The 25625-nt window shown below is 68.1% G+C and carries 23 protein-coding genes; 11 read left to right on the top strand and 12 right to left on the bottom strand.

Annotated elements, in window-relative coordinates; genetic code table 11:
- Window positions 1–19 precede the first annotated feature (19 nt).
- Genes ACFPZ3_RS59830 through ACFPZ3_RS59810 form a run of 5 tightly spaced genes read left to right on the top strand, consistent with a single transcriptional unit; the run spans window position 20 to window position 5760 of the window.
- Window positions 20–1207, top strand: a complete 1188-nt coding sequence (locus ACFPZ3_RS59830) for a CaiB/BaiF CoA transferase family protein (RefSeq protein ID WP_379523382.1) — start codon at window positions 20–22, stop codon at window positions 1205–1207.
- Between the two features lie 15 nt (window positions 1208–1222).
- On the top strand, window positions 1223–2284 hold the full coding sequence (locus ACFPZ3_RS59825; protein WP_379523381.1) for a zinc-binding dehydrogenase: 1062 nt from the start codon (window positions 1223–1225) through the stop codon (window positions 2282–2284).
- Window positions 2281–3435 carry an iron-containing alcohol dehydrogenase family protein gene (locus ACFPZ3_RS59820; protein ID WP_379523380.1) on the top strand — a complete coding sequence of 385 codons (1155 nt, stop codon included), beginning with the start codon at window positions 2281–2283 and terminating at the stop codon, window positions 3433–3435. The genes ACFPZ3_RS59825 and ACFPZ3_RS59820 overlap by 4 nt, the downstream gene beginning before the upstream one ends.
- A gap of 55 nt (window positions 3436–3490) precedes the next feature.
- Complete coding sequence (locus tag ACFPZ3_RS59815) at window positions 3491–5011, top strand: class I adenylate-forming enzyme family protein (RefSeq protein WP_379523379.1); 1521 nt, start codon at window positions 3491–3493, stop codon at window positions 5009–5011.
- Window positions 5008–5760, top strand: coding sequence for an enoyl-CoA hydratase/isomerase family protein (locus ACFPZ3_RS59810; RefSeq protein ID WP_379523378.1), 753 nt, complete (start codon window positions 5008–5010; stop codon window positions 5758–5760). Before ACFPZ3_RS59815 ends, ACFPZ3_RS59810 begins: the two co-directional genes overlap by 4 nt.
- A 111-nt stretch (window positions 5761–5871) precedes the next feature.
- On the opposite strand, the gene ACFPZ3_RS59805 is transcribed toward ACFPZ3_RS59810, so the two are convergent.
- From ACFPZ3_RS59805 to ACFPZ3_RS59795, 3 genes are read right to left on the bottom strand one after another with little or no spacing between them, the layout of a single operon-like run.
- Window positions 5872–6279 (bottom strand): (R)-mandelonitrile lyase, encoded by a 408-nt coding sequence (locus tag ACFPZ3_RS59805; RefSeq protein ID WP_379523377.1) that lies wholly within the window; start codon window positions 6277–6279, stop codon window positions 5872–5874.
- A gap of 1 nt (window position 6280) precedes the next feature.
- Window positions 6281–6601 (bottom strand): carboxymuconolactone decarboxylase family protein, encoded by a 321-nt coding sequence (locus ACFPZ3_RS59800; RefSeq protein WP_379523376.1) that lies wholly within the window; start codon window positions 6599–6601, stop codon window positions 6281–6283.
- Between the two features lie 33 nt (window positions 6602–6634).
- A complete protein-coding gene (locus tag ACFPZ3_RS59795) occupies window positions 6635–7483 on the bottom strand; it encodes an aldo/keto reductase (RefSeq protein ID WP_379523375.1) in 849 nt (282 codons plus the stop codon).
- Between the two features lie 280 nt (window positions 7484–7763).
- On the opposite strand from ACFPZ3_RS59795, the gene ACFPZ3_RS59790 reads away from it, so the two are divergent.
- Complete coding sequence (locus ACFPZ3_RS59790; protein ID WP_379523374.1) at window positions 7764–8651, top strand: helix-turn-helix transcriptional regulator; 888 nt, start codon at window positions 7764–7766, stop codon at window positions 8649–8651.
- Window positions 8652–8681: 30 nt separating this feature from the next.
- On the opposite strand, the gene ACFPZ3_RS59785 is transcribed toward ACFPZ3_RS59790, so the two are convergent.
- The 5 genes from ACFPZ3_RS59785 to ACFPZ3_RS59765 all read right to left on the bottom strand — a co-directional run bounded on the left by ACFPZ3_RS59785 (window position 8682) and on the right by ACFPZ3_RS59765 (window position 14415).
- Window positions 8682–9443 (bottom strand): IclR family transcriptional regulator, encoded by a 762-nt coding sequence (locus tag ACFPZ3_RS59785; RefSeq protein WP_379523373.1) that lies wholly within the window; start codon window positions 9441–9443, stop codon window positions 8682–8684.
- A 291-nt stretch (window positions 9444–9734) separates the two neighbouring features.
- Entirely contained in the window at window positions 9735–11411 is a 1677-nt protein-coding gene (locus ACFPZ3_RS59780; protein ID WP_379523372.1) for a carboxylesterase/lipase family protein, read from the bottom strand.
- Window positions 11412–11562: 151 nt separating this feature from the next.
- On the bottom strand, window positions 11563–12468 hold the full coding sequence (locus tag ACFPZ3_RS59775; RefSeq protein WP_379523371.1) for an ABC transporter permease: 906 nt from the start codon (window positions 12466–12468) through the stop codon (window positions 11563–11565).
- Window positions 12465–13304 (bottom strand): ABC transporter ATP-binding protein, encoded by an 840-nt coding sequence (locus ACFPZ3_RS59770; protein WP_379523370.1) that lies wholly within the window; start codon window positions 13302–13304, stop codon window positions 12465–12467. The genes ACFPZ3_RS59775 and ACFPZ3_RS59770 overlap by 4 nt, the downstream gene beginning before the upstream one ends.
- A 10-nt stretch (window positions 13305–13314) precedes the next feature.
- A complete protein-coding gene (locus tag ACFPZ3_RS59765) occupies window positions 13315–14415 on the bottom strand; it encodes an ABC transporter substrate-binding protein (RefSeq protein WP_379523369.1) in 1101 nt (366 codons plus the stop codon).
- 336 nt (window positions 14416–14751) lie between these two features.
- On the opposite strand from ACFPZ3_RS59765, the gene ACFPZ3_RS59760 reads away from it, so the two are divergent.
- Together ACFPZ3_RS59760 and ACFPZ3_RS59755 are read left to right on the top strand one after the other, a co-directional pair.
- Window positions 14752–16167 carry an aldehyde dehydrogenase family protein gene (locus ACFPZ3_RS59760; RefSeq protein WP_379523368.1) on the top strand — a complete coding sequence of 472 codons (1416 nt, stop codon included), beginning with the start codon at window positions 14752–14754 and terminating at the stop codon, window positions 16165–16167.
- Between the two features lie 37 nt (window positions 16168–16204).
- Window positions 16205–17245, top strand: a complete 1041-nt coding sequence (locus ACFPZ3_RS59755; RefSeq protein ID WP_379523367.1) for an NAD(P)-dependent alcohol dehydrogenase — start codon at window positions 16205–16207, stop codon at window positions 17243–17245.
- A gap of 13 nt (window positions 17246–17258) precedes the next feature.
- On the opposite strand, the gene ACFPZ3_RS59750 is transcribed toward ACFPZ3_RS59755, so the two are convergent.
- Together ACFPZ3_RS59750 and ACFPZ3_RS59745 are read right to left on the bottom strand one after the other, a co-directional pair.
- The gene (locus ACFPZ3_RS59750; protein WP_379523366.1) at window positions 17259–18626 is read right to left on the bottom strand and encodes an MmgE/PrpD family protein; all 1368 of its coding nucleotides are present in this window, start codon (window positions 18624–18626) and stop codon (window positions 17259–17261) included.
- A gap of 32 nt (window positions 18627–18658) precedes the next feature.
- Window positions 18659–19840 (bottom strand): FAS1-like dehydratase domain-containing protein, encoded by a 1182-nt coding sequence (locus ACFPZ3_RS59745; RefSeq protein WP_379523365.1) that lies wholly within the window; start codon window positions 19838–19840, stop codon window positions 18659–18661.
- A 288-nt stretch (window positions 19841–20128) separates the two neighbouring features.
- Here ACFPZ3_RS59745 and ACFPZ3_RS59740 point away from each other — a divergent pair, with 288 nt between their 5' ends.
- Complete coding sequence (locus tag ACFPZ3_RS59740; RefSeq protein WP_379523364.1) at window positions 20129–21187, top strand: NAD(P)-dependent oxidoreductase; 1059 nt, start codon at window positions 20129–20131, stop codon at window positions 21185–21187.
- A gap of 213 nt (window positions 21188–21400) precedes the next feature.
- On the opposite strand, the gene ACFPZ3_RS59735 is transcribed toward ACFPZ3_RS59740, so the two are convergent.
- Both ACFPZ3_RS59735 and ACFPZ3_RS59730 read right to left on the bottom strand, forming a co-directional pair.
- Window positions 21401–22138, bottom strand: a complete 738-nt coding sequence (locus ACFPZ3_RS59735) for an alpha/beta hydrolase (RefSeq protein ID WP_379523363.1) — start codon at window positions 22136–22138, stop codon at window positions 21401–21403.
- A gap of 751 nt (window positions 22139–22889) precedes the next feature.
- Window positions 22890–23588 carry a winged helix-turn-helix transcriptional regulator gene (locus ACFPZ3_RS59730; protein ID WP_379523362.1) on the bottom strand — a complete coding sequence of 233 codons (699 nt, stop codon included), beginning with the start codon at window positions 23586–23588 and terminating at the stop codon, window positions 22890–22892.
- A 90-nt stretch (window positions 23589–23678) separates the two neighbouring features.
- On the opposite strand from ACFPZ3_RS59730, the gene ACFPZ3_RS59725 reads away from it, so the two are divergent.
- Together ACFPZ3_RS59725 and ACFPZ3_RS59720 are read left to right on the top strand one after the other, a co-directional pair.
- Window positions 23679–24893, top strand: coding sequence for a pyridoxal phosphate-dependent aminotransferase (locus tag ACFPZ3_RS59725; protein WP_379523361.1), 1215 nt, complete (start codon window positions 23679–23681; stop codon window positions 24891–24893).
- Window positions 24890–25402: a GNAT family N-acetyltransferase gene (locus ACFPZ3_RS59720; RefSeq protein WP_379523360.1), complete on the top strand. Its 513-nt coding sequence runs from the start codon at window positions 24890–24892 to the stop codon at window positions 25400–25402. The genes ACFPZ3_RS59725 and ACFPZ3_RS59720 overlap by 4 nt, the downstream gene beginning before the upstream one ends.
- Window positions 25403–25625 lie beyond the last annotated feature (223 nt).

Here is a 25625-nt window from a genome sequence, read left to right as displayed (position 1 = left end):
AGAATGATGGAGACCATGCATGACGGCCCTTGAGGGCGTGAAGGTTATATGTCTCGGGCAGTTTTATTTTGCTCCGTATTGCACCCTGCTAATGGCTCGTATGGGCGCGGACGTCATCAAGATCGAGCCCCTGCGGGGTGACCCGTATCGGCAATATCCGGCTGTCGATGAGGACGGCGAGTCCATCCAGTTCCGTTTCGTGAACTCCGGCAAGCGCACCATGCGACTGGACCTGAAGAACCCCGCAGGGCGAGAGGTGCTGCTCCAGCTCGCCCAGCAGGCCGACGTCCTGGTCCAGAACCTCTCACCGGGAGCGATGGACCGTTTCGGCCTGGGATACGAGCAGCTCAGCGCGATCAACCCGCGCCTGATCATGGCCTCGGGCAGCGGCTTCGGCTCATTCGGTCCCTACGCGAGTGAGCCCGCGATGGACTTGACGATCCAGGCGCGAACCGCCGTGATGAGCACCACCGGATTCCAGGACGGCCCGCCGATGAGGACCGGCCCTTCCGTGGTGGACTTCCTGGCCGGCACCCACCTTGCCGCGGGCGTCCTGGCCGCGCTCTACCAGCGCACCCACACCGGCCGCGGCCAGCATGTCGAGGTCTCGCTGCAGGATGCGATCATCCCGGCGCTGACGTCGAACATCGCCGGCCTGATCGGCAGCGGGGGAAGCATCCCGGAGCGCACCGGCAACCGGCACGGCGGGATGGCCGCCGCCCCTTACAACGCCTACGAGGCCGAAGACGGCTGGATCACTCTCCTGTGCCCGACGGACGCGCACTGGCACCGCCTGCGCGAGCTCATGGGTGACCCGGCGGCTGACGACCCACGCTTCACACTCGCCAGGGGTCGCTGCGCGAGCATGGACGACGTCGATGCCATCGTGACCGGCTGGACCCGGAGCCGACCCAAGGACTCCATAATGATGATCTTGAAGCGTGCGAAGATCCCCTGTGCTCCGATCGTCACGCTGCCAGAACTCCTCGACGACCCGCACGTCCGCGCGCGAGGCGTAGTGCGCACCGTCATGGACGAGCGAGGCTCCTTCACCACCCTGGGCAGCCCGCTCTTCCTCTCCGACTCGCCCATGGTCGAGCCGACCAGGCCCGGCGCCCTCGGTGAGCACACCGAGTCTGTTCTCCGCGGCGAGCTGGGCCTGTCAGCCGATGAGATCGCGAAGCTGCGCGACGCGGGCGCCATCTGAGAAGGGAGGAACGTCATGGCAGTGCAGGCGAAGATCGCCATTCTTCCCCCGGGGCGGCGCGAGCTCGACCTCCGGGATGTGACTCTCGACGCGCTTGAGTCGCATGAGGTCGTCGTACGGCAGAAGGCCTTCGGGGTGTGTCACAGCCAGCTGGACCGCATCAACGCAACCGGCAGGACCGAGTCGATGGTGCTCGGGCACGAGTCGATCGGCACGGTCGTCGCGGTGGGTGATCGAGTCGGGTACGTCGAGCCGGGCGACGAGGTGATCACCACCTGGATTTCCAGGGAAGGACGCGTGCCCGTGCCGCCCCGCGTGATCCTTCCCGACGGAGATGTGGCAAGGACGCACAACACCTTCACCTGGGGCAGCCACGCGGTGGCCGACGAGCAGTACGTGGTGAAGATCCCCCCGGGCATCTCCGACGATCTCGGCGCGATCATCGGTTGCGCCGTGATGACCGGAGCCGGTGCGGTGCTGAACAGCGCCGGTGTCCAGGCCGGGCAGAGCGTCGCCGTCTGGGGCGCCGGTGGCGTGGGACTCTGCTCGATCGCGGCCGCTTCGATCGTGGGTGCTCGCCGGGTCATCGCGGTCGATGTCGACGACGACAAGCTGAAGCTGGCGCAGCAGTTCGGCGCCACTGAAGTGCTCAATGCGAGAAAGGCCGACGCGGTGGCCGGGATCCGCGCGCTCACCGCGCACAACGGCGTCGACTTCTCCTTCGACTGCACAGGGGTCGGAAAGAACGTCCCGAGCAGCCTCGCGTCGGTACGGCCCGGCGTCCGGGGGACCGGTCGGCGTGGCGGCATCGCCGTACTCGTCGGCATCCCCCGTGAACCGTTCGAACTGGACAGCATGGACCTGATCAAGGGTGAGAAAGGCCTGATCGGCTGCGAGGGCGGGAGCTGCGATCCCGAGCGCGATTTCGCCACGTTCGTCCGGTGGAGCCTCGACGGGCGCTTCGACCCGAGCGCGCTGGTGACCGACCGCTATCGTCTCGACGAGATCAACATCGCCGTCGACGACCTGCACCACGGCCGGGTCCGTGGCCGCGCGATCATCGAGTTGCCGGCATGAACCTGCGCCACATCACCCCCGCCTTCCGCACGTTCTGCGGCGAGGACGCCCTCCAGGCCCTGCCGCGGGAGCTTGCCAGGCTCGGCGCCCGCCGAGCCGTCATCATCTGCGCGCCGGCCATCCTCAAGCACCCTGACGCCCTGCGGCGGGTGCACGATGCGCTGGGACAGCACCTTGTGGGCCAGTTCGACGGGGTCGTCGAGCACAGTCCACTCCCCGCGGTGGAGCAGGCCCGGCGGTTCCTTGCCGGCCACGACGCAGAGGCCGTCATCGCCGTCGGAGGGGGCTCATCGGTGGTCACGGCACGCGCCGCTTCCATCCTGCTCGCGGAAGGGCGCGACATCCGTCAGCTGTGCACCCATCGCGATGCCGACGGCAGGCTCGTCAGCCCGAGGCTCACGGCGCCCAAGCTCCCTCAGTGGGTGATTCCCAGCACCCCGACCACGGCGTACGGCAAGGCCGGAAGTGCCGTACGTGATCCGGATACGGGAGAGCGGCTTGCCCTCTACGACCCGAAGACGCGAGCTCAAGGCCTCGTCCTCGACCCGGTCATGGCGCTCACCGCGCCAGCCGGGCTGGCCTGGTCCGCGGCGCTCAATGCCTTCTCGCTGGCGGTGGAGGGCCTCCAGTCGCGCCATGTCGACCCGCTGGCGGACGCGCAGCTGAGTCACGCTCTCCGCACGGTCATGGCGTGGCTGCCCCGCCTGCTGAAAGATCCGCGGGACGCTCAGCCCCGGCTGCACCTGATGCTGGCGGCGCTGATGAGCGGTGAGGGGAGTGACCATACCGGTGGCGGCCTGGCCCAGGCCCTCGCGCATGCGATCGGCCCGCGCTCGTCGGCCGCCAACGGTGTGGTGGAGGCGCTGCTGCTGCCGCAGACTATGCGCTTCAACGCGATCGCGGTGGGCCATCGCCTGACGCTGATCGCAGACCTTCTCGGCCTCGCCGAGAGAAGCGCGGAGGGTGCCATCGCCGAAATCGAACGCCTCCTGGCGCTCTTCAAGGTTCCCATCCGCCTGAGGGACATCGACGTTTCCCAACAGAGCCTGACAGAAGCGACGGACCACGCCATGGACGACTGGGCCATCACCCGCGGGCCCCGAGTGCCCCAGCGGGACGACATCGAGGAGTTGCTGAGCACCGCATGGTAGGGATCACCAACGAACCGCCCACCACCAGTCCTGCGGTCATCGCGCTGGAGGCACGATGAGCGTCTGGGGCGACCGCATCGAGGCCGAGGAGGTGCGGGGCATGTCCTTCCGCACCTACACGCAGCGGCCCAAGGACATCCGCTGCCTCCTGGCATTCGCGGACCGCTGGGGCGATCGCCCGCACATCGTGCAGGGCGACAAGGAGGTGACCTTCGCCGGGCTGCGCAGCGCGGTCGATGGGAAGGCGCGAGAGCTCGCCGAGTCGGGTGTCCAGCCCGGAGACCTCGTGCTGCTGCTGGGCTGGAACAGCCCCGAGTGGATCGTCAACTTCTGGGCTTGCGTCATGGTTGGCGCGGTGCCCGTGCTGGCGAATGCCTGGTGGGGTACGGCCGAGCTCGCAGGTGCCTCCTCCGCCCTGCATCTGAAGCTCGCGCTGGCCGACGCACGCGGCTCCACCAACCTGCCGGTGGGGATACCCACCTGCCGATGGGCTTGTGACGCGGCTCCCGCCGGACGCCGGATGACGGGTGAGATCGACGAGGACTCTCCTGCGGTCATCGTCTTCACCTCGGGGACGGCGGGCCGTCCGAAGGCTGTGGTTCTCTCACACCGCTCCTTGCTGGCCGGGCTGCACATGCTGCTGCACATCACCCGCCGGCTCCCGCAGCAGGTCGAGGAGTCGACCGGGGACGCCGGACTGCACACGGGCCCGATGTTCCACATCGGCGGGGTGCAGACCCTCATCCGTGCGATCACGGTCGGCGACACCCTCGTGATGCCGACCGGTAGGTTCGACCCGGGAGAGGCGCTGCAGCTCATCGAGGAACGCAAGCTCGCCCGATGGAGCGCGGTGCCCACGATGATCTCACGGGTGCTGGAGTACCCTGACATGCACCGCCGTGACCTGTCCTCGCTGCGCTCGATCACCGTCGGCGGAGCACCGGTGCACTCCGAGTTCATCGCGCGCCTGCGCTCAGGGTTGCCGGGGGTCGAACCGCGGGTGGCCACGGGATACGGCCTGACCGAGAACGGCGGGCAGGGCACCGCCGCCTCGGGCCGGGACACCACGGAACGCCCCGGGTCAAGCGGCCGTCCGCTGCCCTGCGTCGAGCTGAAGATCGCCGATGACGGCGAGGTCCTGATGCGCAGCCCCACGCAGATGCTCGGCTACCACGGTGACGAGGATTCCCCCATCGACGCAGAGGGTTGGCTGCACACCGGTGACCTGGGGCGTATCGACGCGGACGGTCATCTGTGGATCACCGGGCGGGCCAAGGACATCATCATCAGGGGCGGGGAGAACATCGCCCCGGTAGCGGTCGAGGAGGCGCTCGCCACGATTCCCGGCGTGGTCGAGTCGGCGGTCTTCGGTGTGCCACATCCCGTCCTCGGGGAGGAGGTGGTGGCCGCGGTCGTCATCGAGCAGGGTCTCACCGCCGAGCAACTGCGCGAGCAGCTACGGACCAAGCTGGCCTCCTTCGCCATCCCCAGCCGATGGCGGCTTCAGCGCGAGCCGCTGCCCACGAACCACGTCGGCAAGATCGACAAAAGAGCATTGGCCGGTGAATGGTCATGAGCGAGGTGGGCCTCACGGCGGTTGCCGAACGCGTCGTCCTGCTGGAGACACGACGGCCACCGAACAACTTCTTCGACGAGGCGCTGCTGACCGACCTCGCCGACGCGCTGCTGTCACTCGACGACGATGACGACGTCTCCTGCGTGGTGCTCTGCTCACAGGGCAAGCACTTCTGCGCGGGAGCCGAACTGCGGGGCGTGGGGGCTGCCGGGATCCGCCGGATCTATCGTCAAGCCTTCCGGATCTTCTCAGCCCGCAAGCCGATGGTGGCCGCCATCCAGGGTGCCGCGGTCGGTGGCGGCCTCGGGCTCGCCATGGCCGCCGACTTCCGGGTCGCCGCGCCAGGTGCGCGACTGACCGCGAACTTCGCCCGCCTCGGCTTCCACCACGGCTTCGGCCTTACCGTGACGCTGCCCAGGGCCGTGGGGCACCAGCGCGCCCTGGAATTGTTGTACACCGGCCAGGCCGTCAACGGTGAACGGGCGGTCGAGTTGGGCCTGTGCGACCGGGTGGCCGACGATCCACGCGCTGCGGCGGTCGAGTTCGCCGCTCAGATCGCAGCATCCGCGCCCCTGTCCGTGCCCGCGATCCGAGCCACGATGCGGCGATCGATGATCGCCGACATCTCGGCCGCTCTCGACGTGGAGGCGGGAGCCCAGGCCGCACTCCTGGGGACCCCGGACTTCGCCGAGGGGATCAGCGCCGCGATGGAGAAGCGGCCACCTCAATTCGGACGAAATCACCCATGATCGAACGCGAGCAGATCTTCAGCAACGGCAAGCTGGCGTACTCGTCGAGCGACGGCGTCATCACCCTGATCAACCCGGTGACAGAGGAGCCGGGTCGCGACTGAGGAACGTCTAGCGGGTGCGGGTCGCTTGGTATTCGGCGTCGTTGACTCGTTCGCCCCAGACGGTCTGGGGGGTGTCGTCGCCGTCGCCCTCCATGAGGACCAGGTGGGACATGAAGCGGTCAGGAGCGGCGCCGTGCCAGTGCTCCTCGCCCGGCGCGGTGAAGATGGTGTCGCCGGGATGCGCCTCGATGACGGTGCCGTCGCGGTTGCCGAGAAGAGCGATGCCCTCCAGGACGTGGATGGTCTGACCCAGGCGGTGGGAGTGCCAGTTGGAGCGGGAGCAAGGTGCGAACCGTACGATGTTCAGCCTGGCCCGGTAGCCCTCAGGACCAGAGTGGATCAGGTCGACCCATACGTCGCCGGTAAACCACTCCGCTGGGCCTTTGGCGGTGGGCGGCTGCTTGAAGATTTCCACGTCACTCCTCGGTGATCTTCTTGAGCTGGATCATGGCTGTCATGGCGTTGGGCCAGCCCGTGTAGAACGCGAGGTGCGTGATCGCGTGCACGAGCTCGTCCTTGCTCAGCCCGTTCTCCAGAGCCTTACGCAGGTGGGAGGCGAGCTGTTCGCCGCGGTAGAGGGCGACCAGGGCTGAGACGGTCACCAGGCTCCTGTCTCGCGGGGACAGCCCGGGATTGGCCCACACCTCGCCGAAGAGCACATCGTCGGTCAGGCGCACCAACTCGGGCGCGGTGTCGCCGAGCAGTTGCTGGGCGCGCGTCTTTTCATCGTTTGTCATAGGTTCATGCCTTCGTTCGGATATATGGCGTGGTCAGTTGATGCGCCGGTTGCCGAGCCAGCTGACGGTAGCGGGTTCGCGGTGGTCGAAGTACAGCGAGGCGCCGGTGTCGAGGGCGGCGATGCGGGCCAGCTGGTCGTCGGTGAGCTCGAAGTCGAACACCTCGAGGTTGGCCGCCATCCGGCCTGGGTCGGCCGACTTGGCGTTCACGGCGATCTGGCGCTGGAGCAGCCAGCGCAGCACCACCTGTGCGACAGATTTGCCGTGAGCTTGGCCGATCTCGCTCAGCACCGGGTCGGCGAACAGGTTGTTCTTCCCGGCCGCGAACGGGCCCCACGACTCGGTCTGGACGCCGCGCTCGTCCATGAGCTGCTGGTAGTCGGCGCGCTGGAAGAACGGGTGGACCTCGATCTGGTTCACCGCGGGCGCCACCTCGTTGTGGTCTATGAGATCGATCAGCCTGTCGGGATAGAAGTTCGACACCCCGATGGCCTTGATCCGGCCCTGGCCGTACAACTCCTGCATGGCGCGCCACTGGCCGTAGACGTCGCCGAAGGGCTGGTGGATCAGGTAGAGGTCGAGGTAGTCCAGGCCGAGCTTGGCCATCGACGCCTCGAAGGCGCGCCGGGTGTTGTCCTCGACGGGTGTGTCCTGGACCCACAGCTTGGTGGTGACGAACAGCTCCTCGCGCGGGATGCCGCTGTTCTTGATCGCGTGGCCGACGGCCTCCTCGTTCTGGTAGGCCGAGGCGGTGTCGAACTTGCGGTAGCCGGCCGCCAGCGCTTCGGTGACGGCCTGCTCGGTCTGCTCCGGCGGGATCTGGAAGACGCCGAACCCCAAGATGGGCATCTCCAGGCCGTTGTTCAAGGTGATGGTCTGCATGTGTCTCCTAACATCACGCGGTGATGTCGCACGGCCGCGGCGGCGTTCGGATCGATATGGCACCTATGACTGCATGTGACGTACAACTACACACAGTAGTCATTGGGAGCTTCAAGTGGCCCCTGCGGGCGTCGCGGCCTGCGGTTCCGGCCGCGGTTGGACTCCCGCGAATCCAGTCTTGCGCCGCTGCGGCCGCGGTGGCAGGGCGGGTGGTTCAGGGTAACGACAGGGCCCCCCACATAGGGGCCCGAACAGGTCAGCAGGGTGTGACACTGAAGGCATGGCAGACGAGCACGCCTCCGATGCAAACGGCTCGGAGCTAGGCTGCTTCCTGCGCGCCCGCCGTACCGAGACCAGTCCCGACCAGGTCGGCCTCCCGGTCGGAACCGGTCTGCGCCGCACCCCGGGATTACGCCGGGAGGAGCTGGCCGCCTTGGCAGGGATCAGCATCGACTACTACGTGCGTCTGGAGCGCGGCAAGGAGACTCGCCCCAGCCCCTCGGTGCTCGACGCCCTCGCCCGCGCCCTTCACCTGGACGACCGCGAGCATCAGCATCTGCGCGAGCTCGCCGCCCTGGCCGCCAGGTACGCTCCCGAGCTCCCGCCGCCGCCCGGCCGCGCCGTACGCCCCCACTTGAAACTGCTGCTGGAGACGATGCGCCCGAACCCCGCCTACATCGTCAGCCGCAACATGGACTTCCTGGCCTCGAACCCGGGTGGGCTCGCCCTGTACGCAGGACTGGACGACTGGCCGAACAAGAAGCGCAACCTCGCCCGCTACCTGTTCCTGCACCCTGCCGCCCGTGACCTGTTCCCCGACTGGGACGCTCAGGTCCGCACCTGCGCCGCCGGCCTGCGCGCCCAGGCCGACACCGCCCCGGACGCGCCCGACCTGATGAGCCTGGTGGGCGAACTGCTGCTGAAGAGCCCGGACTTCGCCAGACTGTGGGAACGGTACGAGGTGACCGGTCGCAGGCACACCAGCAAGACCTTCCACCATCCCCACGTCGGCGCCATCACCCTCAGCCCCCAGTCCATGGAGCTGGATGGAACCCCCGGCCAACGTCTGGGCGTCTACGTCGCCGAGCCTGCCACCCCGGACTATGACGCGCTGCTCCTGCTGGACATGACCGCCCACCACCAGGCAACGACCTTCCCCAAGTGGTGATGTGGCCTGCCTAGCCGGGGTTGCCGGTGGTCAGACGATTTCGCGTGGCGGCGGTGCGGAGCGCGCCGACCACTGATCGACGCGCTCGATCAGGAGCTTGGCGAGCTCGTCCACCTTCGGATCGACCTCGATGCTCGGTCCGACGATAGTGATCGATGCCAGAGGAGATCCCGAGTTGCCCTGGACGACCGTGGCTACCGCGGTCCGCCCGCGCGCCTCGATGCGGTTGACCGCGATCTTCGTCCCCCGGATGGTGGGCCGCTGATCGAGGAACTCGTGGACCAGGTCCTCGTCTTCCTTCCCGCGACGCCGCAGGTACGAAGTCAGGTCGGACTCCGGCAACAGCGAGAGCAGCACCTTGCCGCCCGCCGTCCTCAGCAGATCACGGCGAATGTTCGAGCGGGCCGCGAATGAGGACACAAGGTCGCTACTCGCCTCCGCGACGTAGATGAGGTGGTCCCCCGAGATGACGCCCACGCACGCGGTCAGCCCGGTGTCCCGGTGCAGCGCCTCGATGTCGGACGTGCCGACGAGCCCGGCACGAATCTGGCCGCTGGCGATGGCGAGGCTGTAGAAGGCCGGCCCGAGGTAGAGCTTGTGATCCTGCTCGGTCAGCCAGTCCGCGGCAAGAAGCCCTCGGATGAAACCATAGACTGAACTCTTGGGCGCCCCAAGCGCTCTCGTCAGCTCGGCGAACGTCGAACCGGGCCGGTACACGACCTCCTCGAGAATGCGTGTGACCCGGTTGATCGTTTGATGCCCGCCCGACGGCGACCCCTCAGCCTCTACCACCGGTCGCACCCCTTACCGTTCGCGCTGTTGCTCACGCCAAGACGACTCCTCCCGCGCGTCAACCCCGAAGAGCGGTCGGTTTCACCCAGCCGCATTGACGCCCCAGATTCCCACACCTTGGCCGATCTTTACTGCGATCGCAAGTCCGTATATAAGATCATACTACGGGAGCAGGCCGTGCCCAAGCGTGGTCCATCGCGTGGCTGGATCCTGCCGGCCAGCCGATCCGCACGCGACGCTGCCCGGCCCGGCCACCGCGCGACCGCCCTGTCGCGCGGTGCCGGGACTGGCTCAGCGTGGCCGGGGCAGCCCACCCGCGGCCTCGGAAACGTCCAGCCGTTCCTTGCGGGGATCGGGTCCCGCGGCGATCGTCCCGTCCGGCCTGAAGTCGGTGATCGAGTCGCGGCCGGCGGCGTGCCGCGGCCATGGCGGCACCGTACTGCCATTCGGATCGCCCGTGCGCGCGAAATTGGCCCAGTAGGTGTTGGTGATCCGCGCAACCGCACTATCCTCCGCCGTCGGCTGCGTGCCGCGGGCGGCGAGCGTGTCGAAGACGAAGGGGATCTCCGCGCCGTGGGGAACTCCGTCCACCCACTGCCCTCGACGCGCGGTCGGGACGTAGGAGAAGCGATAGAGATAGGTGGGCACTCCCGTGCCCGCGAAGGCGTTGGCGGTGAACCGCGCGGGCTCGGCCTGCGCGCGGTCGACCCCGACCATCGTCAGCACCCGCTGGAGGGTGGCGGAACCGTCGGGATCGTAGGCGGCCCGCGCACGCGCCGCGTTCGCGCCGAACTGCGCGAACAGCGCGTCCTTGCTGTCGGCTGCGACGAAGCCGATGAAGTCGTTGCTGTTCGTCCCGATCAGCAGCGGCGCGCGCTTTTGGCGGCCGGCGCGGTAGGCGCTCTCCGGGGTTTCGACAGCGAGCCGGCCGTCGAGGATCGGACCCGGATAGGTCGGTGGACCGCCCGGCCCCGCGGTCTCCTGCCCGCCGTCGACCACCTGGGCCGTGTCGAGCGCGCGCAGCCGGGCGACCGCGGCGGCGCCGGTGCCCTCGATGCCGTACCGCCGGGCGAAGTTGACGCCGATCGTCTCGGCCGAGACCGGGTAGAGCGGATCGGCCCCGTCGGCGCGCAGCGGCCGGCCGGTCAGCACCCCGTCCCGCCCGCCGCCGGACTCAATGATGGCCTTGTCGAAGATTCCGCGTGACAACGGCGAGGTCAGGTGCGTGTGCACCGACACGCCACCCGCCGACTCACCGAAGATCGTGACGTTGTGGGGATCGCCGCCGAACGAGGCGATGTTGCGCCGCACCCATTGGAGCGCGGCGATCTGGTCGAGATAGCCGTAGTTGCCCTTGACCTCGGCGCGATGCTCGGCGGAGAGCCCCGGAAAGGCGAAGAAGCCGAACCGGCCCAGCCGATAGTTGAAGGTGACCAGCACCACGCCCTGGCGCGCGAACGGCTCGCCCGAAAAGTCCGGCTGCGCACCGCTGCCGAACACGAAGGCGCCGCCGTGAATCCACACCATCACCGGCAACTTGGCGCCGTGGGAGATCGTGCGTTGGCTCGGCGCGCCGCCCGCCGCAGCACCCGCCGGGCGCCACACGTTGACGAACAGGCAATTCTCTGACGAGCCCGGCGCGGTGGGCGCGTTGGGACTCGCCTGGGCGCAGTCCGCGCCGAACTGGCTGCCATCGCGCACGCCGGGCCACGGTGTCGGCGGTTGGGTCGGGCGCCAACGATAGGAGCCGACCGGCGCTGCGGCATAGGGGATGCCCTTGAAACTCTGCACCCCGGCCTCCGTCACCCCGCGTACGGCGCCGGCCAAGGTCCGCACGACCGGTGGGTCGGCGGAATGGGCGACCTCGATGTGCGGCGTGCCTTGGTTCGGAGGGGAACTGATGCTCCCCGCGATGGAACCGCCTGACAGTAAGCTGATGGCGGCGCTTGCGCACAACAATGCGCGCATGGGTGCTCCCAACGTCCTTCCCTCCTTCTGATACGAACTTCGATTCGTCAATGAAGACATCACGCAGGGCAGTCCCTCGCGCTGAGCCAGCCAGATGATCAGACGCGCGATGTACCGGTCCGCCGGGACAGACCTCCGGACGGCGCCGCGTTCATGGGGTGACCTTGGTCAGGTTGCGCGGCTTCCACCGCAGCAGTCGTTTCTCCAGCAACGTCACCAGCGCGTTGACGACGACCGACACCACCACGAGCACGGCGATGCCCGCGAAGACACCGGCCGTGAAGAAGTTGCCCGCCGACCGCTGGATCAGGTATCCGATACCGGTGTTAGCGCCCACGATCTCGGCGGTGACCGCGGCGACCAGGGCGTAAGGCACTGAGACGCGCATACCCTGAATGATCCAGGTCGCCGCCGATGGCATCCGGACCTTCAACTGCACCGTGAGCCGGGACGCGTTCATCACCTTGAGCACATCGATGAGGCGCTGCTCGACGTCGCGCACACCCTCGTAGGTGCTGTAGAAGACGAGGAAGAACACGATGAGACCGACAAGGGCGACCTTGGAGCCCAGCCCGAACCCGAACCACAGGATGAACAGCGGCACCAGCGCCAGCCGCGGGATCGCGTTGAGCGCGACGATGAGCGGACGGAAGATCTCGCCGAGCGTCGGACTGCTACCCAGCACAACGCCCACCAGGATGCCGGACGCCGCGCCGATCGCGAATCCGTAGAGCGTCGCGGCCACTGTCGCCTGGACGCTCTTCAGCAGCACACCCTCCTCGATCCAGCCGAGCAGCGCAGCCCAGATCTCTGACGGTTCGCTGGTATAGAAGCTGTCGATGAGCACCCCAGGGTCGGTCGCCGGGTCCCCTGCCGCGAACTCCCAGGCCAGCACCAACCCGACGGGCAACGCGACCCGCGAGACGAGAATGATCATCCGCTTGACGTCTGTCCGGCGGCGCGGGTCACGGGCCGCGCTGGAGGACGGCGCAATCGCGGAGGCCGCGCCGGGCTCGTCTGCTGCCCCGGTCGATGCCTGCGCCGACGCCGGTTTCACGATGCCCCCTCGGGGTGCGACGAGCTGTCCAGCAGCTTCCACAATCGTTCCCAGATCTCGCCGTACGCTGGGCTGGAGCGTAATTCGGCGAGATCTCGCGGCCGATTCAGCGGCACATCCTCCACGTGTACGACGCGGCCGGGACGAGTTCCGAAGACGACGATCTTGTCGGCGAGCAGGATGGCCTCGTCCAGGTCGTGCGTCACGAAGATGATGGTCTTGCGGTCACGCTCCCAGATCTGCAGCAGCTCGTTTTGCATGGTGAACCGCAGTTGCGCATCGAGCGCCCCGAACGGCTCGTCCATCAGCAGCGTCGACGGGCCGTAGACGAGCCCGCGCGCCAGTGACGCACGCTTCTGCATGCCCCCCGACAGCTGCGACGGGTATCGCTGCGAGAAGCCCCTGAGGCCCACCAGTTCGAGCACCTCGGCGACCCGCCGGCGGCGCTCCTCCCGGGGCACCTTCCCTATCTCGAGCGCGATCGCGACGTTCTTCTCCAGGGTGCGCCACGGAAGGAGGTTGTCGTGCTGGGTGATGAACCCGACCCCGGTGTTGACCCCGCTCAGCCGCGCACCACGGAAATGCACGGTCCCGTCGCTCGGCGACAGCAACCCGGCCGACAGGTTCAGCAGTGTGGTCTTGCCGCAACCGCTCGGCCCGATCAGGCAGACGAATGACCCGCTGTCGATGTCGAGGTCAACGGATTCGAGCGCGACGAACTCCCCGTCGCGGCCGGAGCGGAACCTGCGGGTGACGTTCCGGTAGGAGAATTCCGGGACCTTCGTCTCCGAGGCACCGGCAGTACTGGTCCTCTCGGTCACCCGAACCTTGCCCATCATCGCCTCCTCATCGCGGCTGTGCGGCCTTCGCGGCGCTCAGGTCGTAGACATCGTCGAAGTCGATCCGCATGGGGGCATCCCGGTTGTAATTCACGAGTTTCAACTCGTTGTCGAACATCTGCCGCGTCGTCAGGGGGGTCACGCCTTTGTAGGCGCCGACCGCGAGCGCCCAGCCCTTGTCGAAGGCCGCCTTGTTCATGTCGGCGAATTCCGGGAGCTTGCGCACCGCGTCTCGCAGCTCGCCGGTCGGGTTCTGCAGATCGCGGTGCGCGAGCCACACCGCCTGCATGACCCGCTTGGCGGTGTCGGGGTGCTCCGCCAGCCAGGAGCGGGTGGTGTAGTAGTCCTGCGAGGCCAGGGGAAGGAGGGATGGCAGATCCTCCGCCCAGTTCAGCCATAGAGCACCCCAGCCCTCTGCCTCTGGAAGGTTCGTCCGTGGGAATGACTGGGCGAATCCGTTCGCCCGTCCCTGGCGCGTCGCTGCGATCTGCGCGGCGGCGTCGTTGTTGGGAATGATCGTCACGTCGGTGTCCGGTTTGACGCCGTGCTCACTGAGCATGATCCGCAAGTAGGCATTGCCGGTCGATCCGGCCGGCGACGCGGCGAGACTCAGGCCTCGCAGGGCCTGGACACGATCCTTGACGGGCGAGTCCGGCGTCACGCCCCGCCGGGCGAGGGCGTCGACGGTCTTCCGATTCAACGCCAGCCCGAACGTGAGGCTGCGATTGGTCGTTCCCAGACTGACGAGGCCTGTCGCGCCCTCGGCGTAGGCGTTGTATATGGCCGAGGTCCCGGACACGCCGACGTCGGAGTCTCCCGAGATGACCCCCTGGGTAACCAGTGAGGCGTTGCTGACTCCGGGTTCGAACGTGGCCTTGAGGCCGACCTGCGCGAAGTAGCCCCGTGCGTGGATCACCGCCGTCGGGAGGTCGGTGAAGCTCATTGAGGTCGCACGGATCCGGACCTGCAGCGTCTCGTCGGGCGCCGCGCCTCTCGACGAACCCCGGCCCGCGCTCGCGCATCCGGAGAGGGTGACGGCAAGGACGGTGAGCAGGGCGAACCAGATCCGTGATGCGGCTGGTGAGGGGACGCGGAAAGGTTTTCGCACGCCGGACTTCCTTCGTCGTAGCGTCGAACAGCTTCGGACCGCCGCAAGTGACCAGCTATGTCACGACGGCGTCGAGATGTCGGCGCGTGGCGGCGTGAGCTCGCTGATCGATCGTATATACGATCGCACGACCGTAGTAACGACTATGTGAACGGTAGGTGGCGGGGCAACACCTGTCAACAGGACCAGGCCACCCGGCCCTGGCCCGCCGGGCATGCATTGACCCGGTTGAACAGCGCACAGTACGGTCGTTGTCGTCATAAGAGACATTAGATTGTATATACGACCATCGAGCGCGGCCGTGTCCTCGACGGTGCTCGCGCAAGGGAGAGAATCGTGATCGAGCGAGACACGATCTTCATCGACGGTAAGTGGGTCGAGTCGGCGGGCGCCGGGACCCTGACCGTCGTCAATCCGGCCACCGAGGAGCCGATCGCGACCGTGCCTCGCGGTCACGCCGAGGACGTCGACCGCGCGGCCCGTTCGGCGGCGCGGGCGTTCGAGTCCTGGTCGGTGTCGACCGTCGAGGAGCGGCTCGCCGTGCTCACGCGCATCGCCGACATCCTTGAGGCGCGGGCCGAGGAGGTGACGCGCACGATCGTGAGTGAAGTCGGCACACCGGTGACGGTCGCCCGGGGCTCGCAGGCCGTGGCCCCCATCAACGACCTGCGCATCGTCGCAGCCGGCCTCAGGGATATCGTCTGGGAGGAACGGTTCGGCGACACCATCGTCCGGCGCATCCCCGCGGGCGTCGCCGCGGCGATCACGCCGTGGAACGGGCCGCTGCGGATGATCACGCTCAAGGCGGGCGCGGCCATCGCCGCGGGCTGCACCATGGTCCTGAAGGCCACCGAGGTCGCTCCGCTGACCTCCTTCCTGTTCGCTGAGGCCGCCGCGGAAGCCGGGCTGCCCGAGGGGGTGTTCAACCTGGTCAGCGGGTCGGGCCCGGACATCGGAGAGGCACTTGTTACCCATCCGCTCATCGACATCGTCAGCCTGACCGGATCGGTGCGGGCCGGCAGCCGGGTCATGGAACTGGCGTCACGATCCGTCAAGCGCGTGGCCCTGGAACTCGGCGGCAAGTCCGCCAACATCATTCTCGAAGACGCGGACCTGGAGAAGGCCGTCGTCGACGGGCTCACCGACGCCTTCCGCAACTCCGGGCAGGTCTGCGGAGGGCTCTCGCGCATGCTGGTCCCCCGCCGGCGACTGGCAGAGGCCGAGGAGATCGCCGCAGCCAAGGCGGCGAGTTACGTGATCGGCGACCCCTTCGACGAGGCGACGACCCTTGGACCGGTGGTGTCCGCCGTGCAGCGTGACCGCGTGCGCCGCTACATCCAGATCGGCGTCGACGAGGGCCTGCGGCTGGTCGCCGGCGGGCTGGAGGCACCGGCGCACCTCGACCGCGGCTACTTCGTGCGGCCGACCGTCTTCACCGGTGACAACAACAGCAGGCCGGCGCGTGAGGAGATCTTCGGGCCGGTCGTCGTCCTCATCCCGTTCGACGACACAGACGACGCCGTCGCCATCGCCAACGACTCCGACTATGGGCTCGCGGGGGCGGTCTGGGCGGCCGACCCCGACCGGGCACGGGATGTCGCGCGCCGGATCCGCACCGGACGCGTGCGGATCAACGGCGCGCCGATCGACATGCGCGCTCCGCACGGCGGTCTCAAGCTGTCGGGCATCGGCCGGGAGATGGGCCGGTACGGGATCGAGGAGTACCTCGAATACCAGGCGCTGCACGGCTGACACCCCCCAACCCGCGAGCCATCGAAAGGTCGTCAGTGTGATCACCGCACGAGCCCGGGCCATGGCCGGGCCGACGGAGCCGTTCAGGACCATCACCGTCGAGCGCCGCGACGTCGGCTCGCACGACGTCCTGCTGGAAATCGCCTATTGCGGTGTCTGCCACACCGATGTCCACCACGCCCGCGCGGAGATCGGGCACACCCGCTACCCGATCGTGCCCGGACACGAGATCGCCGGTGTCGTCCGCGAGGTCGGCACCGAGGTCGCGGAACTGGCGGCCGGTGACCGGGGCGGTGTCGGGTGCCTGGTCGACTCATGCCGGGTCTGTTCCGCCTGTCGCGCGGGGCAGGAGTCCTACTGCCGCCACGGCAAGGTCCTGACGTACAACGGAGTCGGCCGCGACGGGGCGACCACGCTGGGCGGCTACAGCGAGCTCGTGGTCGTGGACGAGAGGTTCGTCGCCCGCATCCCGGATTCCCTGCCGCTGGACGCGGCGGCGCCGCTGCTCTGCGCCGGTGTAACGATGTACCAGCCACTGCGCCGCTGGGGCGCCGCGCCCGGTAAACGCGTCGGCGTCCTGGGTTTCGGCGGACTGGGGCACCTCGGCGTCCAGATCTCCCATGCCCTCGGCGCGCACACGACGGTCCTGGAACGCACCGACGACCGCCGCGCCGACGCCGAGCGCCTCGGCGCGGATGACTATCGGACGACCGGCGACCTGGATGCACTGCGGGACTCGTTCGACCTGATCGTCTCGACGGTTCCGTCGAACTACGATCTGACCGCCCACCTCGACCTGCTCGATCTGGGCGGCACGTTGGTGAATCTCGGCGTGCCCGACGAGCCGCTCCGCGTCGACCCCTACACGCTGCTGACGAACCGACGCACGCTGGCCGGTTCGATGAGCGGCGGCATGCCACAGACGCGGGAGATGCTCGGCTTCTGCGCCGAGCACGGCATCAAGGCCGAAGTGGAGGTCATCCCGGCGAAGCAGCTCGAAGAGGCCTTCGACCGCCTCACCGCGGGCGACGTGCGGTACCGGTTCGTGCTCGACGCCGCGACCATAACCGAGGCCTGACCCCCGGTCCCGTTCAGTGGCGGGATTCGGCGAACCGTTCGGCGAACGTTCCCACGTCGTCGAGCTGTTCGAGGGCGGCAGCCGCGCTGATCCAGCTGTCGGTGTCGACGCCGCTCAAGGCCTCACGCCATTTCGCGCCGAGCTCTGGCCAGGTAGGTCTGCCTCGCAGGCTGTGCCCCCGCGGGTGGTCCACTCGCCGGTCCACGGTCGTGCCGTCGGCCAAGTCGATCGTGACGACAGCGCCTCGCCCGTCCGGCTGGTCGCGCTCGAGGCCGGGGTCCACGCGCAGGGTGATCCGCTCCCGCAGCCTGGTGAACACGGGATCCGTCTGGATCTCCGGGAAGGGGGATGCGGTCAGGCTGAGCCCGCCACGGACGAGGGCGGCGCCCAGCATGTCCTGCAGGCAGATGTTGTGCATCGTCCGCCCGTCGACCACCCGCATCGCGTTGCCCGGCATACCGACGAGCACCGACCTGATCGCGTCGGGGGTGATTCCGTGCGCCGCCACCAGCTCCATCGCCGCCTCGACGGCGGCATGGATCGGGTACCCGGCCCGCAGGAACTTGAAGTTCGCGCCGTTCACCCCGAATTCGGTCCCGAGGCCGCGCACGACGCGCTCCCTTCCATCCTCGACGCCCCAGGCATCGAGGAGCCCGTGGCGTTCGCCGATCACGTCGGCGACTCCTTCCAGGCCGGCCTCGGCCATCAGCGCGGCGCCAACACCGGCGGAGGCGTACTGGCCGTTGCAGAACGCCTTGCTGACGTGGTTGTCCTCTCGGAACAGCGCACAGAGGCCATTGGCGCGGAACGTGGCCAACGCCAGCGCGTTCGCCATCCGGCGGGGTTCCAGCCCGATCAGCCGGCCACACGCCACGGCGGCGCCCACCGCGTGCAGGAAGTCCGCGTGCAGGTGGAACTCGTCCTTGAGCCGGAATGTGCCGCCGCACGCGTCGATCAGCCGGGTGCCGACATCGTAGCCCAGCACCACGGCGTTGATCAGCTCGGCTCCACCGCGGTGCCGCAGCTGAGCGACGGCGGCCGCGGCGTGAACGAGCGTCGCGCCCGGGTGGCCGCCGACGACGTGTGCGCCGTCGATCTCGTCGGCGTGGCCCGCCGTGCCGTTCGCCAGTGCGGACAGCTCGGCCGACGAGCGGTACCGGGTCCCCAGCACCCGGGCCTCGGCGCGAGCGGCCTGACTCACGACGAACCGGGCCGCGAGCCGCCCGGCCGGGCGGCCGGCGCCGAAGCGGGCGCTCGCGAATTCGTCGAGGATGATGAGCTTTCCCAGCTCACGAATGGGGCCGGGAAGCGCGTCCACACTGGTCGACGTCGCGTACTCGGCCAGCGTTCCGGTCAGTCCGGGATTCTGTGCCACCTGCATCCGGGTCCCTCCTGTTCCAGTCCGGTCTTTCTTCACCCTCGCGCCGGCTCCTCGGACCGGCGCGGGAGCGCGACCGTCGCCGTGCCGGGCATGACGTTCTGGCCACGCTGGTTCCGTGCCCAGGTCCGCAGGTGGACCACGGCATCGCCGTCGGAGTCGATCTCCTTTCCGACGACCGAACCGCCCAGCCGCACGACGTCGGAGAGATAGACGTGTGAGCGATACTGACCGTGGATCGCCTTGACCATGCCGGCATCACCGATCCAGTGCGTCAGGGAGTGCAGTTGCCAGCAGCTGCGCTGAATGCCGACGTCGTAGGCGATCTGCGCGCCCTGCAGCTTGGCCGCGTAGTCGTTGTAGTGCACCGAGTAGACCGGCTCGAGAGCATGGGTGCTGGGATCGCGGAAGGCCCACTTCGGGTGCTTACGGTAGCGGCGCAGCGCGACTCCGTGGGCGGACAGACGCGGGATCGGCGCGGCACCGGAAGCGATGTAGGCGATCTCGTCGGTGAGCCCGATGGGGCCCTTGGTCAGCACGTCGAGTTCGTCATCGATCTGCACGTCGTCCCAGGACCGCGGCCGCGCGCCGCGGGGAACTTCAGCGAGGATGTCGTCCTCGATCCGCTCGAGCTCCTCCTCGGTCCAGGGATGCGGAATCTCGATCGCGCGCGACTCGCGTCGCTTCTGCATCTCGGTGCGCTCGAAGCGCATCCGGGAGCAGATGAACCGCGCGACGAGGGCACCGTCCTGGTTCCAGTACTCCTGGCGCAGGTAGTCCTGGATCCGGCGGCCGCCGAAGCTGCTGTCGGTGGGGCCGTCGAAGCCGTCGAAGAACGCCCGTGCGGTGATCTTGTCTCCGATCCGGATCGGAGCGTGGAAGGTCACATCGGTCTCGGCGTGAAAGCCGCCGAGGCCGCGCCACCCGAACTGCACCGAACCCAGGCAGGCGAAGATGAAGCTCGGCGGGGCGACGATCTCACCGTACGGCCCCGCGGCGGCGTACTCCTCGTCCGACCAGAGCGGGTTGTCGTCGCCGATGCCCTCGGCGAATCGCAGGATCGCCAGTCGCGTGGCGTACTCGTTGTTCACACATGCGTCGGTCCGCAGCTCAGTGCCGATCAGGGCCCGCATGCCGGCGAGCATTTCGTCGGTGAACCTGCCGGTGGCCAGTTCCCTGCCGACCCGGGCGTCTCGCGGGGTGTCCATCGTCGTCATCGCATTCCTCTGCTGATCGTCATGATCGCGGCCGGCATCGGCTGCAGTCGCGGGTTCGCATGGATGGGGCGGCGCCTTCGCGACCTACGGCAGCCAGGTCATCACCGTGCGCAGGGCGTCGATCTATCACCTCAGCCTCCCGGACCACAGCACCGCCGGTGAGGTTCGACTGACACCGAGATGCCCATAGCGATGAAAGCGGCGGTCGTATTTACGGATGCCAATCCGTAATTACAGCCAAGAGGCTACGTCTGGACCGTTGGACGTGTCAACGGAGGCAGCGTTGACATGCGAACGTCTTCCGACCTACGGTTCATACGCACATACGGTCATAAGTTCGTAAATACAAACAAGCAACAGGTGGTGGCAGCTTGGGGGATGCCGTCCCTCTCTCGGTGCGACGACGAAGGGCATGTGCAGATGAAGGTCGGATTCATCGGGCTCGGCGGGATGGGCTCGGGCATGGCGCACAACCTGCGACGCGCAGGTCACGACCTCGTGGTCCACGACCTCAATCCCGCCAGTGGCGCGGCGCTGGAGGAGGCCGGGGCCACGTGGGCCGACAGTGTCGCCGGCCTCGCGCGATCGGCCGATGTCGTCTTCACCTCCCTGCCCGGTCCGGCCGAGATGCAACAGGTCGGACTCGGCGAGGGCGGGCTGCTGAGCGCACTTGAACCGGGCAGCGTCTGGTTCGATCTGACCACCAACTCCCCCACTGTCGTCCGCGAAGTGCACGAACACTGCCGCAAGCGTGACGTCGAACTGTTCGACGCGCCGGTCAGCGGCGGCCCCAAGGGCGCCCGCTCGGGCAAGCTCGCCATCTACGTCGGCGGCGACCGGGAAGCGTTCGACCGCCACGGCCCGATACTCGACGCCATCGGCGACCAGATCCTCTACGTCGGAGACATCGGCGCGGGTAACACCGCCAAGCTCGTGCACAACTGCGCCAGCATGATGATCCGCTCCGCCATCGCCGAGGCCTTCACCATGGGCGTCAAGGCCGGTGTCGAGCCCGCCTCCCTCTGGCACGCCCTGCGCCAGGGCGCCGTCGGCCGGACACGGACCTTCGACCGTGTCGGCGACCGATACCTCCAGCAGGCGTTCGACCCGCCCTCATTCGCCCTGGCGCTGGCCGACAAGGACCTCCGGCTCGCCCTGGAACTCGCCGAGCAACTCGGTGTCCCCATGCCCGCCGCCCGCCTGGTCCAGCAAGACTTCACCGAGGCCCTCCACCGCGGATGGGGCAACCGGGACTCGCAATCTCCGCTGCTCCTGCGCAACGAGCGAGCAGGCGTGACGATCAGGCTCTCTGCCGACGAAGTCCAGGCCGTCCTCGACCAGGACTGATCGCCGCACCCCCTATGTGCTCGGAAGCGCGGCGCTCGACGGGATGTCCATCTCTCTCTCCATCGTGATCGTCCTCGGCGCTGCCCTGAGCGATCGATCGGCCGCCGGCGCGTGATCGTTACTGTGGCCTGCCTGGCCGTGGTCTGGCCCTTGTGGTGGCCGAAGTCTTCGCACAGGCCGGTCAGTGGGCCTCGCCCGTCACTCGTTGCGGATTCAGCCCAGGGCGAGGGCCTCGAGCAGCAGCGCGGTGACCGCGTCGGGGTCGGTGACCATGGCGTCGTGTGCGGTTTGGAGCACCCGGTAGTGGAAATGGGGGTCGGCCTCACTGCGCGCCCGCGCCCGTGCCAGCATGTGTGGCTCCTGGGAGGAGGGGACGCATTCCACGAACATCCCCGGGTGCCGCCAGGCGCGGTCGGTCGACCCGATCGGGTCCTGGTAGGACTTGAGAGGCTGCGCCGTCATCCGGCTGTTCACCCAGGCGGCAGCGGTCGGCTCGGTCACGCCGTACCAGGCCGCGTCCGCCGGCGGGATGTACCAGCCGTCGCCGTGCTCGTCTGCCAGCGCGGTCATCTTCTTCGCCCGAGCCGGTCCGATGTGGTCGAATACCGACTCACCGGTCCGGGGCATATGGCCGTCGAGCAGGACGTGCCCGCGAACCCTGTCACTGACCCGTTCCAAGGCGCCGGTCACCACCATGCCGCCGTAGCTGTGCCCGACAAGCACGGCGTCCTGGATGTCCTCGAATCCTAAAGTCGCGACGACGTCGTCGATGTGCGTGCCAAGGCTGATCTCGCGGCTGAGGAGGTGCGCCCGCTCGCCGAGGCCGGTCAGCGTCGGGGTGAACACCTCGTGTCCAGCGGCGCGCAACCGGCGCGCGACCGGCCGCCAGCACCAGCCCCCGTGCCTGCCGCCGTGAACCAGCACGAACGGGCGGGACGGCTCGGTTGCCATGTTGCTCTCCTTGCAAGCGGGTGGAGTGCTAGCCGAAGCGCCGAAAGATGTTTGTATTTAGGAACTCGCGATCGTTATTAAGTACAAGGATGCTACATGCGACGCCACGCCTGGTCCACACCTTGATCGACGCCGGATTGGTCCGAGAGCACGGTGGTGGCACCGAATACGTGCACAGGTACTGAACGATCACTCTCGGACGCGCCGCCGAGAAGGCGAATGCCGATCTCAGCGTCGGCTATCTCGGCGAGCGGCCGGTCGCGGCCGGTCGCGGCCGAGGCGGTCGACAACGCGGTCGATGGCCGAGGCGTAAGGGCGGTGGGTGTTGGCGTTGGCCGTGCGTGGGATGGCCAGGAAGGCGTCGGCAGCCGCGGCGAGTGTGATGTGCCCGCCGCGCTGGGCGGCGACTTTCGGCGCGGCGCTCAAGTCGGCCGCCGGGTGATGTCCGCTGCGACGTACCGGATAACGTGCTGGAGTCGCGCAGCGGCCGGGCAGCGGGCTTCGAGCCAGATCCACTTCTCGCGAACGAAATCAGCCGGCGCGACCGTGACGCAACCATGACACGGGGCGGATGTTGCCGCCACCGCCGCCAACTCGTCGGCCAGGTCTGGGAAGGCGGCCACAACTTCTGGCGATCAGCCCTCCCCGTTGTCCGTCGCTACCTCGGCGAAGTCCAGCCGTGCTCGGTCGCGTCAGCGGAGAACTCCACCCCTGGATGGCAGCGGCTGGAGATCGCCTCCCCGGCCCGGCATCACCTGAACTCCGGCTCAGCATCGGCGCCCTGAGCAGTGTGGGCCCGCTCGCCGTCCGACGTTGATCGCCTTCGGGTGAGCGCATCGGCCAGACGGCCTTCGCCTGCGATGCGCAGCTTGCCGGTCATGTGCGCCTCGGCCATCGTTGTGGCGGCGCGAATGAGCGCGAGACAGGTGTCGCTGTCCATCGTGACCCGGACGTCGGGATCGTCGGCCGGTCCATCGCCGTAGGAGGGCGCGCCTGCGCTGAGGCGGATATGAAAGAGCTTTTCATCCAGTTTGATCTGCACGACTCCCTCAAGTCCGTCCGTCGAGGACCTGAGCGTGTCCATCAGGGGGATGACGAACCAGTGCGCCCGCATGGCGTCCGTCGAGCGTGGGCCGGTGAGTTCGGGCGCGCCCCAGGCGGCCAGCGCCGCCAGGACCGGAAGCAGATCGCGGCCGCGGACGGTGAGCTCGTAGACCGTCGCGGTGCCAGGCGGCGGCAGCCTGCGCCGGGTGACCACGCCGTCGCGCTCCAGGTCCTTCAGCCGGGCCGCGAGCACGTCGGTGCTGATTCCCGGAAGGTCGGCGTGCAGGTCGGTGTAGCGGCGCGGCCCCGTCAGCAACTCCCGCACGATGAGCAGGGCCCACCGGTCGCCGATGACGTCCAGGGCCCGAGCGGCCGCGCAATAGTGGTCGTAGCTTCGCCGTGCCATACGATCACCCTAACTTAACGGTTGGACTTTCCAAGTGGAGAACTTGGTAGAACCAAGTCACCACGTCGGCCCGGCATTGGAGACCAGCACATGGAATTCCGGCAATCCAACAAGCTGAACGGCGTCTGCTACGAGATCCGAGGGCCGGTGATCGCACACGCCGATGCCCTCGAAGAAGCAGGTCACAGCGTGCTGCGTCTCAACACCGGCAACCCGGCGCTGTTCGGGTTCGACGCGCCCGAGGAGATCCTGCAGGACATGATCAGAAACCTCCCACGGGCGCACGGCTACACCGACTCGCGCGGCATCCTGTCCGCCCGCCGCGCCGTCGCCCAGCACTACCAGCACAAAGGCCTGACCGAGGTCGAGGCGGACGACGTCTACCTGGGCAACGGCGTGTCCGAACTGGTCTCCATGGCGATCCAGGCCCTGGTGGACGACGGTGACGAGATCCTCATCCCGGCGCCGGACTTCCCGCTGTGGACGGCCGTGACCCAGATGGCGGGCGGCCTGGCCGTGCACTACATGTGCGACGAATCCTCCGACTGGTACCCCGACCTGGCCGACATGGCCGCCAAGATCACCGACCGCACCAAGGCCGTGGTCATCATCAACCCCAACAACCCCACCGGAGCGGTCTACCCGCGGGAACTCCTCGAAGGCATCCTCGACCTGGCCCGGCGGCACGGGCTGATGGTCCTGGCCGACGAGATCTACGACAAGGTCGTCTACGACGACGCCGTCCACCACCACGCCGCCGCCCTCGCCCCCGACCTGGTATGCCTGACCTTCTCCGGGTTGTCCAAGTCCTACCGCGTCGCGGGCTTTCGTTCCGGCTGGCTGGTGGTGACCGGTCCCAAACAGCACGCGGAGGACTACCTGGAAGGCCTGACGATGCTGGCCTCCATGCGGCAGAGCGCCAACACTCCAGGCCAGTATGCCGTTCGGGCCGCCCTCGGCGGCCACCAGTCCATCACCGAGCTGATCTTGCCTGGCGGCCGCCTTGAGGAACAGCGCACGCGCGCGTGGGAGAAGCTCAACGAGATCCCTGGAGTCACCTGCGTCAAACCCCAGGGGGCCGTGTACGCCTTCCCCCGCCTCGACCCCGCCGTACACAAGATCGTCGATGACGAGAAGTTCGTGCTCGACCTGTTGCTACGTGAGAAAATCCAGGTCGTCCAGGGAACAGGCTTCAACTGGCCCCATCCCGACCACTTCCGCATCCTGACCCTGCCCCACGCCGACGAACTCGACGCCGCGATCAGCCGCATCGGCCGGTTCCTCGACGGCTATCGGCAGGCATGAACGGCATGACCACCAGCCACGGCAAAGACGGCCTTTCACCCGATACCGACGACGCAGGCGGCAACGACGGCCGCATCGTTCAGGTCAGGCCCGCATCCTGCGAAGACGCTGCCGCCCTTGCACACCTGCTGGGCCAGTTGGGTTACCCTACGGTCGTTGCCGAAGCCGCTCACCGGTTGGCCCTCTGGCACGCCACCCCACGCAGCGTGGTGCTTACCGGCGTGCTGGGCACCGAGGTCTGCGGTGTCGCCGCCGTCCACGCCATACCGCTGTTGGAGCGTCCGGGGCTGCGTGGACGCCTGGTAGCGCTCGTGGTCGCCGAAGCCGCCCGCGGCCGAGGGCTGGGTCATGCGCTGATGGATGCGGCCGAAGCCCAAGCCCGCCAGTGGGAATGCCTGGAGATGGAGATCACCAGCTCCCACGACCGGACCACCGCTCATCACTTCTACAAGCAACTTCGCTACCACGACACGAACGATCACGCCCTCAGGTTCATCAAGGCCCTATGAACCGAGGCCGCATAACCAAGCGTGCCGGCAGGTCGGCCGCATGCTCGCCGGCCCGGATATCACCCTCGACCACGCCCAGCCGGGCGCAGGCCGGGCGCCCAGTTCGCCGCAGGCGATGAGCGCCACCGACAGGCCAGTCCGGGCTTCGGCGATCTCGGCGGCGCAGCGGCGGCTGCAGGCGCGGGCCGGCGAACACCGGCCTCCGCCACGACCCCGTCATCAG

This window comes from Nonomuraea insulae (genome assembly GCF_042656245.1).
Note: the sequence above shows the minus strand (reverse complement) of the source record. Positions and strands in the feature narration are given on the sequence as shown.

Coding starts and splice junctions, on each gene's coding strand:
- ACFPZ3_RS59780 (WP_379523372.1), bottom strand. CDS start 11,411: ATGCGCGCATTGTTGTGCGCAAGCGCCGCCATCAGCTTACTGTCAGGC.
- ACFPZ3_RS59725 (WP_379523361.1), top strand. CDS start 23,679: ATGGAATTCCGGCAATCCAACAAGCTGAACGGCGTCTGCTACGAGATC.
- ACFPZ3_RS59830 (WP_379523382.1), top strand. CDS start 20: ATGACGGCCCTTGAGGGCGTGAAGGTTATATGTCTCGGGCAGTTTTAT.
- ACFPZ3_RS59825 (WP_379523381.1), top strand. CDS start 1,223: ATGGCAGTGCAGGCGAAGATCGCCATTCTTCCCCCGGGGCGGCGCGAG.
- ACFPZ3_RS59750 (WP_379523366.1), bottom strand. CDS start 18,626: ATGCAGGTGGCACAGAATCCCGGACTGACCGGAACGCTGGCCGAGTAC.
- ACFPZ3_RS59800 (WP_379523376.1), bottom strand. CDS start 6,601: ATGACAAACGATGAAAAGACGCGCGCCCAGCAACTGCTCGGCGACACC.
- ACFPZ3_RS59720 (WP_379523360.1), top strand. CDS start 24,890: ATGAACGGCATGACCACCAGCCACGGCAAAGACGGCCTTTCACCCGAT.
- ACFPZ3_RS59745 (WP_379523365.1), bottom strand. CDS start 19,840: ATGACGACGATGGACACCCCGCGAGACGCCCGGGTCGGCAGGGAACTG.
- ACFPZ3_RS59790 (WP_379523374.1), top strand. CDS start 7,764: ATGGCAGACGAGCACGCCTCCGATGCAAACGGCTCGGAGCTAGGCTGC.
- ACFPZ3_RS59815 (WP_379523379.1), top strand. CDS start 3,491: ATGAGCGTCTGGGGCGACCGCATCGAGGCCGAGGAGGTGCGGGGCATG.
- ACFPZ3_RS59730 (WP_379523362.1), bottom strand. CDS start 23,588: ATGGCACGGCGAAGCTACGACCACTATTGCGCGGCCGCTCGGGCCCTG.
- ACFPZ3_RS59820 (WP_379523380.1), top strand. CDS start 2,281: ATGAACCTGCGCCACATCACCCCCGCCTTCCGCACGTTCTGCGGCGAG.
- ACFPZ3_RS59810 (WP_379523378.1), top strand. CDS start 5,008: ATGAGCGAGGTGGGCCTCACGGCGGTTGCCGAACGCGTCGTCCTGCTG.
- ACFPZ3_RS59740 (WP_379523364.1), top strand. CDS start 20,129: ATGCGAACGTCTTCCGACCTACGGTTCATACGCACATACGGTCATAAG.
- ACFPZ3_RS59795 (WP_379523375.1), bottom strand. CDS start 7,483: ATGCAGACCATCACCTTGAACAACGGCCTGGAGATGCCCATCTTGGGG.
- ACFPZ3_RS59770 (WP_379523370.1), bottom strand. CDS start 13,304: ATGGGCAAGGTTCGGGTGACCGAGAGGACCAGTACTGCCGGTGCCTCG.
- ACFPZ3_RS59735 (WP_379523363.1), bottom strand. CDS start 22,138: ATGGCAACCGAGCCGTCCCGCCCGTTCGTGCTGGTTCACGGCGGCAGG.